Consider the following 13,395-nt stretch of genomic DNA (forward strand, 5'->3'; position numbering starts at 1 on the left):
TCGGCCCCCTTAATACTTGTCGGCGGGCACGAGCTGCCCATTGATTTCGAAGTAACGGCGTCCGGTAACGGGGCAGAGCCAGCTGCCGCCGTCGTCCTGCTTGAGCGGGTGGCCGGCCTCACCCACCCAGCCCATTTGCCGGGCAGGCACTCCGCCCACCACCGCATAGGCAGGGACATCCCTGGTCACGACGGCGCCGGCCGCCACGGTGGCCCACTCACCGATGGTCAGGGGGGCGATGCAGACGGCCCGTGCACCGACGGATGCGCCCTTGCCGACAGTCACACCCACGGCGACCCAGTCCTCCGATCCCTTGAGTGTTCCTTCTGGAGTGATGGCCCTCGGGTGCAGGTCGTTGGTAAGCACGGCCGCCGGGCCGATGAAGACGCCGTCGGACAGGCGCGCCGGTTCGTAGACCAGCGCGTAGTTCTGGACTTTGCAGTTGTTACCCAGCTGGACGGCCGGCCCCACGTAGGCTCCCCGGCCGATGTTGCAATTGCTGCCCAGGACGGCGTCCTCTCTGATCTGTGCCAAATGCCAGATCCGGGAGCCGTCTCCGATGCTGGCGGACTCTCCCACGTCCGCTGTGGCGGCGATCGTGATCATGTGTTCCTCCCGGGGATAGTGGTGCCGGAGACCGGCGTTGTGAGTGGTTGCCTGTGGCGGCGCCGCGCCAACACGGCTGCGAGCGCACCGAGCAGGGCACCCAGTGTGTTGCTGGCGACGTCGCGCAGGCTTGCCTGCCGCTGGTCGAGGGCGAGGAACTGGATTGCCTCAATGGCTACGGATCCCAGCAGTCCCGCCCCAGCAGCAAGCCACCAGCGGCGTGCCGGCAGCAGACCGGCTATCAGCAGTCCAAAAGGCACGAAGAGCAGGACATTGGCGGCCACCTCCACATGCCCGGACCTGATTCCCGCCGTTAAGGGCTGGTCCTGCAGGAACCGCAGGAAGCTGCGGAGGAGGCCGGAGACGGGGCGTTCCACAGGTGTGGGCCAAAAGCCGATGCACGCCAGGACGGCCAGATAGAGCAGCAGCAAGAGAACGGTTCTGCGACGAGGGGTCATGGCCGGCTCCGCCAAGGACTGGTGCCGGCCATCCTGGCAACCGGGCCGGAAACTCCGGCAGAGAATGCCTGCACCGGTTGTGCGGCTGCGACGGGGCTGGCGTTGAAATCGTCAGCAGAGCCCCGGCCGGTCAGGCGCGCCTGCAGCCGGCGGCTTTTGTAGCGGAGGAAGTGGCCGGCAGCCTCGAGTTCGCGGAAGGTCGCTCGTCGGCCGGATGACACCGCATCCAGGGCGGCCGCGTAGGTGGCCAGCTGGGCCTCCGCAGCGTGTCCTAACGAATAGCGGTGCACCACAACGCGCCTGCCGAAGTCCCCGAGTTCAGCGCGAAGACCCTCGGCCGGCAGGATCTCAAACAGTATCTGGCGGAGGGTGGACGCGCCGCCGGCCTGCCCGCTGCCCACGCCGTACCATCCCTGCCACAGGAAGGTCTCAAGTGAGGAAGGCGTCAGGAGCTCCCAGAAACCTTCTTCACCCTGGACTACGAGCGGTTTGCCGAAGGCCAGCGCGCGCAGCGCCGATCCGCCCATGCCAAGGCAAACGTCGGCCACATCGTAAGCCGCCCGGGGGTCCGCAAGTTCACCGGCCAGGACAACCGTCTGCCGGCCGGTGCGGAGATTGATCTGTGCCGCCCTCTCGGTAACTTCCGCACACTCCGGGCCATCACCGGCGATGAGCAGGCAAACCCGCATTCCGGCCGGGAGGGATGCCACCGCCTCCATGGCGCTGAGGATGCCCTCCAGCTTGAGCTCCCGGGCGAGGCGGGACACGACCGCCACAACATGCCCGGCGTCTGCGATACCCCACCTTCTCCGGAGCTCTCCCTGCGCAAGGTCAAGGCCGGGACGGTTCGCATCCACGTCGACGGGGGGCTCCAGCACGGTGACGGCCGAGCGGCCGATGCCGGCTTCGGCTTCCGCGATTTGATGGGTTCCGACCGTCAGCGGAACATGTTTGGGGATGAACGGCGCGACGGCCATGGACATGACCGTGGAAACCGCAGCCACCCGGGTCAGTCTGCGTGCCGCCAGATAGCATTCCAACGAAGGCGGCCACTCGTAACCGTGCAGGATGTCGATACACCGGCTCTCAACAAGCCCGGCCAATGCCCGGGTCACGGCCACGGAAGGCCGCCTGCCCATCTCCGGGGCAGCCACGAATTCCAGCCCCAACTCACGGACTTTTTCAACGAGCGGACCTGGCCGCCCGAACACGATGGTCTCGTGGCCCAGCCGGTGAACGGCACCGGCGAGCTCGATGGCGTTGATCTGGCTTCCCCCGATGCCGAGGTCGTGTGGGTAGACAAGGACTCTCATCGGACCAGCTCGCCAACGTCCGGCCGTGCCTCACGGCCGACTTTCCTCAGCAGCCTGACATCATTCCTGCGCCAGTACAGCAGCGCCGCGGCGGTGGAGGCAGCCAGGGCTGCGCCCACAGGGAGCTCCAGCCAAGGTGCCGGCAGCCAGCCGGCCATGCCCAGCGACAAAGCACCGACGGCGAGGGAAAACAGCCCGGGCACCCACACCACGGCGGTGACATTCCGCACGGAGACGCCTGTGCGCGAGAGCTGCCACAGGCACAGGGGCAGCAGGACGCAGCCGGAGACCAGGGCCTGCGCAAAAGCCAGGCCGGGCAGCCCGTTTAGTGCAGCACCGGCTGCCAGCGCAGGCACCAGCACCACCAGGCTTCCTGCCTGGACGACGAAGACTGTGCCGGACCTGCCCTGGACCACCATGAAGTCATAGGCCAGGTCCGAGAAAATCCGGCTGACAGCGGCAACCACCAACCAGGAGAGTGCGGCGGCGGCCGGCAGCCATTCCCTGCCATAGACAAGATCCACCAGCGGCACTGCGCTTCCGGCCAGGAACATCACCGGCGGCAGCGTCGCCGCGGCGAGAACCGCCACCACAGAGACAAGCGCCGCGTTCAAGGCTGGCTTGTCCTGCTGAAGTGTTGAAAAGGCGGCCGGTGCCACCCTGCGAAGCGGCTGGGCCAGGATACTGACAGGCCAGTTGGAGAGGTTGAACGCGAGGACGTAGAAAGCTAGTGCCGCAGGGCCCAGCATGCTTCCTGCCGTCAACTGGTCCGTGTAGCCGACCGCGAAGAAGATAATGCTGGTCCCGGCCAGCGGCAGCCCAAACCGGAGCAGAGGGCCCAGCTGGTTGCGGTCCAGCCCGAAACGATAGGGCATGGGCGAGGCCGCGAGGAACATCGCACCGGAAACGAGGCTCCCGGCCACCCTGCCCACCGCCAGCGCCATGGCGCCCATTCCCGCGAGCGCCAGGACGACCGACAGGACAGCCCCCGTCCAGACGTTGACCTGGTCGATTCCCAGCCGGGTCTTCTCCCTGAAGTCACGCTGGAGAAGGGCCGCCGGAGATGCCACCACCCCGTTGACGAAAACGCTGAAGATGAGGACCCGAACCACATCAGTGGCGTCGGGGTCCCCCATGACGGCCGTAAATGCGGGAGCCGCAAGGACGGCACCGGCGCAGAAAATGGCGCTGCCCGCCACGGAAATGGTGTTGACCGTGGGCACTATCTTCGCGGGGTCGCCCGGCCAGCGGACGATCGCCAACGAAACGCCAAGTTCATTGAAGCTGAGCACCGCCATGAGGGCCACGAGCGCCACGGCAAAGGTGCCGAAGGAGTCAGGACCCAGCACCCTAGCCAGGACTATTCCGATCCCGAGCGTGCCCACCCTGGACACGAGGGTGTTCAACAAGCTCCACGCGAAGGCGTTCGATGCCCCGGGCCGGCTGCTTCCCTGCGTCATGACCGGTCCATGGCCGCGAGCAACTGGCCTATGACATACTCCTGCTGCCGTTCGGTGATATGCGGGTAGATCGGCAGGGAGAGCATCGTTGCCGCGGCTTCTTCTGCGACGGGGAATGACCCCCGGCACAACCCCAGATGCCGGTACGCGCGGCTCAGGTGCATTGGAACCGGATAGTGGATGCCGGCGCCGATTCCTGCCCCGTTCAGCGCGGCGAGCACGCGGTCCCGGTCCAGGATCCGGATGACGTAGAGGTGCCAGACGTCGAAGTTGCCATCGGCCGAGCGGGGCAGCACAATGCCGGGTACGTCCTTGAGCATTTCCGTATAGCGGGCGGCGGCCTCCCGCCGTCGTTCGTTCCAGGCCGCAAGGCGCCGCAGCTTGGAGTTCAGCACCACTGCCTGGATGGTGTCCAGCCTCGAGTTCATGCCGATCGCGTCGTGTTCGTACTTGACGGAGCTGCCATGGGCGCCCAGCAGGCGGACCCGGGCAGCTATCGCGTCATCATTAGTCAGGACCGCCCCGGCATCCCCGGCCGCCCCGAGGTTCTTGCCCGGGTAAAAACTCGTGCCAGCAACGCTTCCCAAGGTGCCGGCGAACCGTCCGTGCCGGGACGCGCCCTGCGCCTGGGCCGCGTCTTCGACGATGACGGCGCCGCAGCCGAAAGCGGCAGCCTTTAGCTTTTCAACGAAGGCTGTCTGCCCGAACAGGTGTACGGCCACGATCGCCTGGGTCGCCGTGGTCACTGCTTCGCTGACCCGGGCTGGATCGATCAGCAGATAATCGGGGTCCACGTCCACGGGTACCGGGATGGCCCCGATCCGGCTTACGGCCTCGGCTGTGGCAATGAAGGTATTGGCCGGCAGAATGACCTCACCGCCGGGCCCGACCCCGGCCGCACGGAGGCCCAGTTCCAATGCATCGGTGCCGTTGGCGACGCCGACGCAGTGCCGGGCACCGAGGAAACCGGCGTAGGCCTGCTCGAACTCTGCGACCTCCGGACCGCCGATGAAGGAGGTCCGCGCGAAAACCTCCCGGATGCCGCTCTCGACCTCCTCGGCGATTTCCTGCTGTTGGGCGCCGAGGTCAACGAGAGGTACGGACAAGGGGAAAGTTGGTGAAAGAGTCATCGTTCGCCTCCTGAAACAGCAGCTGTGTGCATGACGCGTTCAATGGCCCGCGCCGGAACGCCGGCCCAGGTTTCTCCGGCCGGAACGTCGGCCAGGACTACGGCCCCCATCCCCACGGTGGCGCCGGCACCGATGGCCGTCCGTTCCCGCACGCAGGAGTTCATGCCCAGGTAGGCGGCCTGTCCCACCCGGACACCGCCGCCCAGCGACACGCCGGCCGCGAACGTGGCGAAATCCTCCACCGCGTCGTCGTGGGTGAGGGTTACCCCGGGCATCACCACCACGTGGTTGCCGATGGTGACGTCGGCTGTCAGGGTGACATGGCCCAGCAGGATGTTGCCGTGGCCGATCCGGCACCCTTCCGGGAGCCGGACCGAGGCGTCCACCACGGTGGCGTAGCGCCGCTCCGGGAATCCGAGTTCGGCAAGCCTGGCCACTATCCCGGCCCGCGTGTTGCCTGCGCCCACGCAGACCACCACCTTCGCGTCCGGGTAGTTGAGCGCGTGGCTGATCGGTCCCAGGATGTGCGAGCCGTCCATTGTGGTGCCCGCCCTGCCGGCATCGTCGTCGAGGATTCCCACGACGTCGAACTGGCCGCTGTCGCGCACTGTGGCGAGCACTTCGCGGGCGAGCCCGCTGGCCGCGATGAGAATAAGGTCAGCCACGGGTTCCCTCACCGCCCGCCAGGCGGATGGACCGCAGTACCCGGGCTTGTTCGCCCGGCGTCAGCTGGTGGTAGACCGGCAGGATCAGGGTGTTGTCCGTCAGCCGTTCGGTGACAGAGAGGTCGGCCTGGCCGGTATCCCTTTCCGCGTAGGCGGGCTGCCGGTGCGCGGCCATGATCCCGCGGCGGGCCGAGATGCCGTCACGTGCCAGGCGCTCCAGTAGTTCCTCCCGGCTGAGGGGGAATGACGGCAGGACCTCCACCCAGAAGGACTGGAAATTGCTGGTGCCGTAGGCCGGATCACGGACCAGCCGCAGACCTCCGACGCGGTCAAGAGCAGACTGGTAGCCCGCCACGATTTCGCGGCGGCGGGCCACGGCCTCCGCCAGCCGCCCCAGCTGGACCAGCCCCACGGCGGCCTGCATGTCCGTCATCCGGAAGTTGAACCCCGCTTCCAGGTACTCCTCCGCCGGTGCCAGGAGGGCGGCATGGCGGTCGTTGGCCGAGACACTCATGGCGTGTTCCCGCAGCCTTCGTGCCCGCCCCGCCCACTCGGGGTTCAGCGTGGTGAGCATGCCGCCCTCACCCGTGGTCAGGATCTTGCGCGGGTGGAAGGACCACGCGGCCAACTCCGCGCCGGCCCCCACGGGCCTGCCCCGATAGGTGGAGCCCGCCCCGCACGCCGCATCCTCGACCACCGTGATGCCGAGGGGGTCGCACAGCGCCCGGACGGGATCCAGGTCCACCGGCATTCCGCCCTGGTCCACCACGATCACAGCTTTCGTGGCCGGGGTCAGGGCTGCGGCAATGGTCCGTGCGGACACGTTGCCGGTCTCCTCTTCGACGTCGCAAAAAACAGTCCTCGCTCCCACGTAGCCGGCGGCGTTCGCGGTGGCAATGAAGGAGAAAGACGGCACCACCACGTCGTCTCCCGGACCGATCCCCGCCACTTTGAGCGCCAGGTGCAGGGCGGTGGTGCAGTTGGAAACGGCAACGGCGAACATCGCCTGTTGGGCGGCGGCGAAGGCTTCCTCGAACTGCGCCACGCGGGGACCCTGGGCCACCCAGCCGGAGGCAATCACTTCGGCGACGGCCTCAGCTTCTTCGATTCCAAGCCACGGCTTCATGACGTTGATCCGGCTCAGCGCCTGATCCTGGCTAATGGTCACCGCACGCCTCCGACCCGGGCGGCGGCAATTTCGCCGCGAAGCGGACGCCACCAGTCCACGAGTTCGCGGAGCCCGTCCTCAAGTCCGGTTTCGGCCGCGAAGCCAAGGTCAAGCCGGGCCGCGGAAGTATCCGCGAGGCGGCGGACAACGCCGTTGATGGCGCGGTCGGGTCCGTGTTCCACGTGCAGTTCGGAATCCATGGCCCGCAATAGCGCCTCGGCGAGTTGCAGGAGGCTTGTTTCTTCCCCGCTGGCCACGTTGTAGACCCCCTCGCGCGCGCCGCTTCCGGCGGCCAGGATGTTGGCCCGGGCAACGTCACGGGTGTGGATGAAATCCATGGTCTGCCGTCCGTCACCAAAGATCAGCGGCGGCTGCCCGTCCGCGATGCGCTCCATCCAGCGCACCAGGACCTCTGTGTAGAGGCCGTGCACATCCATCCGCGGCCCGTAGACGTTGAAGTAGCGCAGGAGGACGTAGTCCAGGCCGGTCATCGCACGGAAGCTGCGGGCCATTCCCTCGTTGAAGGACTTCGCCGCGCCGTAGAACGTGTCGTTGTTGTGGTGGTGGTGGCGTTCGCTGGTGGGAAATTCCTCCGCCATGCCGTAAACCGACGCGCTGGATGCCGCCACCAGCTTGCCCACACCGTGTTCGGCCGCCGCCTCGAAGACGTTGAACGTGCCGTCCACCAGCACTTCGAGCGCGAGCCGCGGCTCCTCGGCGCACTGGGTGATCCTGATGGCCGCCTGATGGAAGACGATGTCCTTGCCGCGGGTGAGGTCGTGGACGAGGTCGCGGTCGCGCAGGTCCCCTTCGACGAGTTCCACCCTGCCGGTGGCCACCGCGTCGTCCAGGTTGGCCCGGCGGCCCCGGACCAGGTTGTCCAGGACGGTTATCCGTTCAACGCCGGCGGTGACCAGGTGGTCGACAATAGTGGATCCGATAGTGCCGGCTCCGCCGGTGACCAGGACGTGCGCCCCCTGGAGCATGCTCATCGCCGTCCCTCCAACTGGGTTTCGTTGCCCGTGACGGCGACCGAGGCCCCATCACCGCTGAGGCTGCGGCTGACCGCTTCCAGAACGGAGAGCACCCGCAACCCGGAGGTACCGCTGGTCCGCGCAGGCCGGTGATGCCAGATGCTGCTGGCGAATTCCGCCACCATCTGGCCGAGGGCCTCGTGTTCCGGCAGCGCAGGCGCCCATGTGTCACCCAGCCGGTAGGAAATGGCGAATGCCTTCTTCTCCGCGGGCGAACGGTATTTCCGGTCCAGGCTGACGCCGCGGTCGTACACACTCAGCCGTTGCTGCGGATTCAGGTCATCCCAGACGAGGGTCCGCTGGGAACCACCCACCACCATCTGGCGGATCTTGGTAGGGCTGAGCCAATTCACGTGCACATGCGCCATGGCATCGTTCGGCAGCGCAAACGTCAGGTGCCCCACGCAGTCCCGTCCGGTTCCCAGCGGATCCGCTCCATGGGCGGCCACTTCAGCGGGACGGAGGCCGCCGGGCAGGATGAAATCGATGATGGCCAGATCGTGCGGAGCCAGGTCCCAGAACACGTCAACGTCAGGCTGCACAAGCCCGAGGTTGATGCGCACCGAGTCGATGAACAAGATCTCGCCCAACGAGCCCTCCGCGATCAGTTCGCGGATCTTCAGGACGGCGGGGGTGTAACAGTACGTATGGTCGGCCATCAGGACCAGCCCGCGGTTCTCTGCTTCTTCGACCATCTCCACGCCTTTGGCCCTGCTGTCGGCCAGGGGCTTTTCCACAAGCACGTGCTTTCCCGCGCGCAACGCTGTCAGGGCGATCCCGTGGTGGGTGTGCGCCGGAGTAGCAATGGCCACCGCGTCGACGTCAACGGTGTCCAGCAGTTCGTCAATTGATTCGCAGACCGGCACGCCGCCGTGGGCTGCCGCAAGCTTGGCGGCCCGGTCGCGGTCCATGTCCACGATCGCTGCAAGTTGCCAGTCCGGGCTGGCCTTGAAATTCCGGGCAAGGTTTGGCCCCCAGTAGCCGGCACCGATCACGGCGGCCCGCAGCGGTGCCGCGGATGCCATAAGGTCAAGGTCCCGGCGGTAGGACTCCTGTGACGATTCCATATCTGTCCCCTCCACTTAATACGCGCCCGCAGGCATGCACATTGCTTTGAAGGTCCGCCACATGATGATGACGTCCCCCATGATCGACCAGTTCTCGACGTAGTAGAGATCGAGGCGCACGGCCTCATCCCAGGGCAGGTCCGAGCGTCCGTTGACCTGCCAGAGTCCGGTGATTCCGGGCTTGATGAGCAGCCGCCGGTGGGTGTGCCGTTCGTAGGCCTCCACTTCGCGCTGCAGCGGTGGCCGGGGGCCCACCAGGCTCATTTCGCCGGTGAGCACGTTCCAGAACTGTGGAAGTTCATCGAGTGAGTAGCGGCGCATCCATCGTCCGCAGCTGGTCACCCGCGGATCGTTCTGCATCTTGAACAGCACGCCCGCGCCCTCGTTGCGGGCCATCAGTGCCGCGAGTGACGCTTCCGCGTCGGTGACCATGGAACGGAACTTGATCATCCTGAACGGGCGGCCTGCTTTGCCGACGCGCTCCTGCTTGAAGAACACGGGTCCGGGGCCGTTCCGCTTGACGATGACCGCCAGGACAAGGAACAGCGGCGACAGCAGGATGAGGGCCAAGGAGGCGGCCACAATGTCCAGCAGCCGCTTGAGAACATGCTTGCCGCCGCTGTACTGCGGCACGTCCACGTGCATCAGAGGCAGTCCCTCCACCGGCCGCCAGTGGATCCGCGGCCCGGCGACATTCGTGAGTGTTGAAGCGAGGACCAGTTCGGCGGAATACTCCTCCAGCCGCCACCCCAGCTCCCGGATGTACTGGTTGCCTCCCGGCACCGGTCCCGCCACGATGACGGCTTCGGCGCCGTACCTTCCCACGGTCCGGACAACGTCGTCGGTGGAGGACAACACTGGAACACGGCGGCCGTCGACGTCGAGCATCATTCCCCGGCGGGCACCAGGGAGCGACACCCCAAGGATTTCGTATGCTGCACCCGTCTTCTTGGCGATCCGGCCGAGGACGTAGCGGACATCTTCGGGCTGTCCAATGACTATCGCCCTCACCAGGAACTGACCGTCGGACTGTTTCCGGTTGTACCAGCGGCGGGCGAACCAGCGGTTCCCCACCAGGGCCAGGAGCCCCAGCGGAAACGATGCGACATAAAAGGCCCAGGCCGGTTCCAGCCGGAATACCACCAGGAACACGGCCAGCAGGCCAAACACCCGGGTGGTTGCAACGGCGACGCGTTTGTATTCGCTGGCACCGACTCCGAGCACCTTGGGATCCCTGGTCCGGTAAAAGTGGAGGGCGCCGGTCCATAACACCACGAGGCCTGCGGCCAGGACGGCGCCCAACGCATTGTCGCCGCTTTCGGAAAAGGAGTGCCCGCCGTCGAACCGGATCACGTATCCGATCAGCACCGACAAAACGACTACCAGGGTGTCGGTCAGGCGGAGGAAGCGGGCAAGGAAGCGCGCCCATTCTCGGCCGGAGAGCCGGCGCCCGGGCAGCTGCCCCTCGGTGCCTCCGAGGGAATGCCCGACGGCGGCACGCGGCGGGCCGGCGACCGTCCCGGAACTCACTCCGGGACTAATGAACTTCAGCACGAACGGGCTTGTTTTACCGAGTTGGCTCATTCCAGCCCCCGCATACTGAGGGCTGACCACAGCGATATGCCTGCAGACGAGGTCGCCATTTGCCTATCCCCCCGACCGTTGGTAGGCGGCACCGGTTGATGCCTTCCCCAATAGAAGCCGTGGGCGCCTGCCCCCGTCACGAGGGCCACCTACCCGGCTTTCTATGCAGCGGTCCGGTGCTTTATGCGTGTGCTACTCGGACGTCTGGATGACCGTTAGGTGGGCGGGCGGAAATTACGCGCCGGCTTTAAGGCCCGGGACACCCGGGACTACTTGCACGGCCCCGTCAGCCTGGCTGCAACCGGCACCTCCCGGCCGCAGCTTGCGGGCGGGGCAAGTACTCCAAAAATCCGCGCCATTCCAAGGATGTTGGCGATCGTGACGCGGTCGCAACGCCATTGAAACAGGGCCGGACCATGATGTGAGTATGAAGCGCAAGGCACAGTCCACCGAAGCAGCCGACCTGAGCTGCGAAGTTTGCGGGCAAATGCCGGAACCCACAAAAGCACGGCTGACCCTCGCGAATATCGCCGTCATGCTGCCCATTGAGCTCCTGGTGCACGCTGCGGTGGTGGAAACCCACCTCCCCTACGTGGCCAAGGTCCTGGTCCTTACCCTGACGGCAACAGTGCTGGTGATCTGGGTGGCTGAGCCTTCCGCAGCCCGGATGCTGAGGAGTTGGCTGCACGCTCCCGCCCTGCGGCACCGGAAACGGCTGAATACCGCCCCTGCCCTCTGGCGGGCACGCACAGTGCTGCGCGACCAGCCCGGGTCGCTCCAGAAAGTCACGCAGGCCCTGGCGCGCCTGGACACGAACATCCTCAGCATCCACATCCATCCGGTGGCGGGCGGCGTACTCGACGAGTTCGTCCTCTCCGCGCCCGGGAACCTTGGCGAACGTGAACTCCTGGACGCCCTGCGTGACGGCGGCGGCAGGCATCCGCACGTCTGGCCCACCACGGCCCTGGCCATGGCGGACGGCCAGACCAGGGCACTCAGCCTCGCCGCCCGGATTGCGGCCAACCCGGATGAGCTTCCGCTGGCCGTTGCCGAGCTTCTTTCCGCCAGGCTTGTCCCCGTCGCTGCTGAGGGGCGCCAGGAACTCCTGGCCACCGCCGACGCCGGGACGGTGCTGAAGATCCCGACGGCGTGGCACGGGCCCGCCACCTTCTACCGGCCCGGCGAACCGTTCACTCCGGCGGAATCAGCGCGGGCACACCGGCTGGCGGAGCTCGCGGAAATTCTGGCGCACAGCGACAGCCGGTAGTCACAATCGGTAAATAGGCCGCCCGGCGGGCACTGCGCGAAAAACCCTTGACAGTGGCACGGGTCACTTCTATCTTTGTTTTTGGGATCCCAAAACGGGATCCCAAAAGTGACCATCTTCCCGGAGCCTGGCGCCATGAAGGCGTACCCAGATCCAGGCCGGGACAGTAAGGCCTCCGCCGGATCCGGCCGCGGCCAGCCACAACACCAGAGTCTTTCCCCTGCCCGCAATCTTCCCCGTGAAGGAGAAGCTGTGTCTCTTCCAAGTACCGAAACTTCCAGCACCGATCCAGCCGCAGTTCAATCCCCTGAGAGCCAAACCGGCAAGGACGGCGTGCAACGGCGCACCAACGTCCGCTGGAAACTCTTCCTGCTGCTCCTCGTCCTGGTCGCCGTCAATTACATCGACCGCGGCTCCATCTCGGTGGCGCTCCCCATCATCCAAAAAGAATTCAACCTCGCTCCCGAACTCGTGGGCCTGCTGCTCTCGGCCTTTTTCTGGACCTATGCCCTGATGCAGATCCCGGTCGGCCTGCTGATCGACAAGTTCGGCCCGCGCAAGGTCATGACCGCTTCCTGCGTGGGCTGGGGCGCCGCAACGGCCGCTTCGGGCATGGCCGGCGGCTTCCTCAGCATGTTCATCGCCCGGCTCGGCATCGGCGTCACCGAAGCCGGCGTCATGCCGGCCGGCGGCAAGCTCAACGCGATCTGGATGCACAAGTCGGAACGCGGCCGCGGCGCCACGATCCTGGACGCCGGCGCTCCGCTCGGCGCCGGGCTCGGCGGCATCCTCATCGCGGGCCTCATTGCCGCGACCGGCAGCTGGCGCAGTTCATTCGTCATCGCCGGTGCCGCCACTGTCCTGATGGGCCTGGCCGTCTGGTGGTACGTCCGGGACAACCCGCGCCAGCACCGTGGAGTCAACGCCGCAGAGGCCGAATACATCGAAGCCTCCCACGCGGCCGAGGACGCCGAGGCCGAGCTGGACGGCAGCAAGGGCAAGCGTGCCCTGCTGCCCTACCTGAAATTCCGTTCCTTCTGGGCCATGTGCTTCGGCTGGCTGGGCTTCAACGGCGTGTTCTACGGCCTGCTCACCTGGGGCCCGCTGTACCTCGCCCAGGCCAAGGGCTTCGACCTGAAGACCATCGGCTGGTCCACGTTCGTGATCTTCGGGGCGGGCTTCGTCGGTGAGATCCTGGGCGGGACCATCGCCGACAAGTGGCGGGCAGCCGGGGCCTCGGCAAACCGAGTCATGCGCACACTGCTGGGAACATCCAGCGTCGTGGTGGTGGGCGGCCTCGTCGGGGTGACCGTCGTGGCAGACCCGACCACCGCCGTCGTGCTCCTCTCCGTGGTGATGTTCTTCCTCCGCTGGGTCGGCCTGTTCTGGAGCATTCCCTCCATCCTGGGCGGCCGGACCAACGCCGGCGTCCTGGGCGGGGCGATGAACTTCAGCGGCAACATCTCCGGCTTCGTCACCCCCATCGCGGTCGGGCTGATCGTCGGTGCCACCGGCTCCTACACCTGGGCGCTGCTGTACTTCGTCGGGTCCGCGATCATCATGGGCGTGTCCGTCCTGGTGCTGGACTACAACAAACGCCTCCCTGTCTAAGCTGGCGGCCCTAAGCTAGGCACCGCAGCACC

The 13,395-nt window shown here is 66.5% G+C and carries 12 protein-coding genes; 2 read left to right on the top strand and 10 right to left on the bottom strand.

Annotation, left to right across the window (positions count from 1 at the left end; translation table 11 throughout):
• Positions 1-9: 9 nt before the first annotated feature.
• Genes ARTH_RS20570 through ARTH_RS20615 form a run of 10 tightly spaced genes read right to left on the bottom strand, consistent with a single transcriptional unit; the run spans position 10 to position 10,485 of the window.
• Positions 10-606: an acyltransferase gene (locus tag ARTH_RS20570; protein ID WP_011693875.1), complete on the bottom strand. Its 597-nt coding sequence runs from the start codon at positions 604-606 to the stop codon at positions 10-12.
• Positions 603-1,064: a VanZ family protein gene (locus ARTH_RS20575; protein WP_011693876.1), complete on the bottom strand. Its 462-nt coding sequence runs from the start codon at positions 1,062-1,064 to the stop codon at positions 603-605. Before ARTH_RS20575 ends, ARTH_RS20570 begins: the two co-directional genes overlap by 4 nt.
• Positions 1,061-2,377, bottom strand: coding sequence for a glycosyltransferase (locus ARTH_RS20580; protein WP_011693877.1), 1,317 nt, complete (start codon positions 2,375-2,377; stop codon positions 1,061-1,063). Before ARTH_RS20580 ends, ARTH_RS20575 begins: the two co-directional genes overlap by 4 nt.
• On the bottom strand, positions 2,374-3,837 hold the full coding sequence (locus ARTH_RS20585; protein WP_043430147.1) for an oligosaccharide flippase family protein: 1,464 nt from the start codon (positions 3,835-3,837) through the stop codon (positions 2,374-2,376). The genes ARTH_RS20580 and ARTH_RS20585 overlap by 4 nt, the downstream gene beginning before the upstream one ends.
• On the bottom strand, positions 3,834-4,967 hold the full coding sequence (locus ARTH_RS20590; protein WP_011693879.1) for a DegT/DnrJ/EryC1/StrS family aminotransferase: 1,134 nt from the start codon (positions 4,965-4,967) through the stop codon (positions 3,834-3,836). Before ARTH_RS20590 ends, ARTH_RS20585 begins: the two co-directional genes overlap by 4 nt.
• Complete coding sequence (locus ARTH_RS20595) at positions 4,964-5,632, bottom strand: acetyltransferase (protein ID WP_011693880.1); 669 nt, start codon at positions 5,630-5,632, stop codon at positions 4,964-4,966. The genes ARTH_RS20590 and ARTH_RS20595 overlap by 4 nt, the downstream gene beginning before the upstream one ends.
• Entirely contained in the window at positions 5,625-6,800 is a 1,176-nt protein-coding gene (locus ARTH_RS20600) for a DegT/DnrJ/EryC1/StrS family aminotransferase (protein WP_011693881.1), read from the bottom strand. Before ARTH_RS20600 ends, ARTH_RS20595 begins: the two co-directional genes overlap by 8 nt.
• Positions 6,797-7,792, bottom strand: coding sequence for an NAD-dependent epimerase/dehydratase family protein (locus ARTH_RS20605; RefSeq protein WP_011693882.1), 996 nt, complete (start codon positions 7,790-7,792; stop codon positions 6,797-6,799). Before ARTH_RS20605 ends, ARTH_RS20600 begins: the two co-directional genes overlap by 4 nt.
• Positions 7,789-8,901 (bottom strand): Gfo/Idh/MocA family protein, encoded by a 1,113-nt coding sequence (locus ARTH_RS20610; RefSeq protein WP_011693883.1) that lies wholly within the window; start codon positions 8,899-8,901, stop codon positions 7,789-7,791. The genes ARTH_RS20605 and ARTH_RS20610 overlap by 4 nt, the downstream gene beginning before the upstream one ends.
• 15 nt (positions 8,902-8,916) lie before the next feature.
• Positions 8,917-10,485, bottom strand: a complete 1,569-nt coding sequence (locus ARTH_RS20615; protein WP_011693884.1) for a sugar transferase — start codon at positions 10,483-10,485, stop codon at positions 8,917-8,919.
• Positions 10,486-10,912: 427 nt separating this feature from the next.
• Between ARTH_RS20615 and ARTH_RS20620 the strand changes: the two genes are divergently transcribed.
• Both ARTH_RS20620 and ARTH_RS20625 read left to right on the top strand, forming a co-directional pair.
• Positions 10,913-11,752 carry an ACT domain-containing protein gene (locus ARTH_RS20620; RefSeq protein WP_043430148.1) on the top strand — a complete coding sequence of 280 codons (840 nt, stop codon included), beginning with the start codon at positions 10,913-10,915 and terminating at the stop codon, positions 11,750-11,752.
• Between the two features lie 252 nt (positions 11,753-12,004).
• On the top strand, positions 12,005-13,363 hold the full coding sequence (locus ARTH_RS20625; protein ID WP_011693886.1) for an MFS transporter: 1,359 nt from the start codon (positions 12,005-12,007) through the stop codon (positions 13,361-13,363).
• Positions 13,364-13,395 lie beyond the last annotated feature (32 nt).

Origin of the sequence: Arthrobacter sp. FB24 (assembly GCF_000196235.1) — a bacterium.
Taxonomy (GTDB): Bacteria; Actinomycetota; Actinomycetes; order Actinomycetales; family Micrococcaceae; genus Arthrobacter.

Bases quoted from the DNA above. Each gene is read 5' to 3' on its own strand.
- ARTH_RS20605 (WP_011693882.1), bottom strand. From the start codon at position 7,792: ATGAGCATGCTCCAGGGGGCGCACGTCCTGGTCACCGGCGGAGCCGGC.
- ARTH_RS20610 (WP_011693883.1), bottom strand. From the start codon at position 8,901: ATGGAATCGTCACAGGAGTCCTACCGCCGGGACCTTGACCTTATGGCA.
- ARTH_RS20620 (WP_043430148.1), top strand. From the start codon at position 10,913: ATGAAGCGCAAGGCACAGTCCACCGAAGCAGCCGACCTGAGCTGCGAA.
- ARTH_RS20570 (WP_011693875.1), bottom strand. From the start codon at position 606: ATGATCACGATCGCCGCCACAGCGGACGTGGGAGAGTCCGCCAGCATC.
- ARTH_RS20580 (WP_011693877.1), bottom strand. From the start codon at position 2,377: ATGAGAGTCCTTGTCTACCCACACGACCTCGGCATCGGGGGAAGCCAG.
- ARTH_RS20590 (WP_011693879.1), bottom strand. From the start codon at position 4,967: ATGACTCTTTCACCAACTTTCCCCTTGTCCGTACCTCTCGTTGACCTC.
- ARTH_RS20615 (WP_011693884.1), bottom strand. From the start codon at position 10,485: ATGAGCCAACTCGGTAAAACAAGCCCGTTCGTGCTGAAGTTCATTAGT.
- ARTH_RS20575 (WP_011693876.1), bottom strand. From the start codon at position 1,064: ATGACCCCTCGTCGCAGAACCGTTCTCTTGCTGCTGCTCTATCTGGCC.
- ARTH_RS20585 (WP_043430147.1), bottom strand. From the start codon at position 3,837: ATGACGCAGGGAAGCAGCCGGCCCGGGGCATCGAACGCCTTCGCGTGG.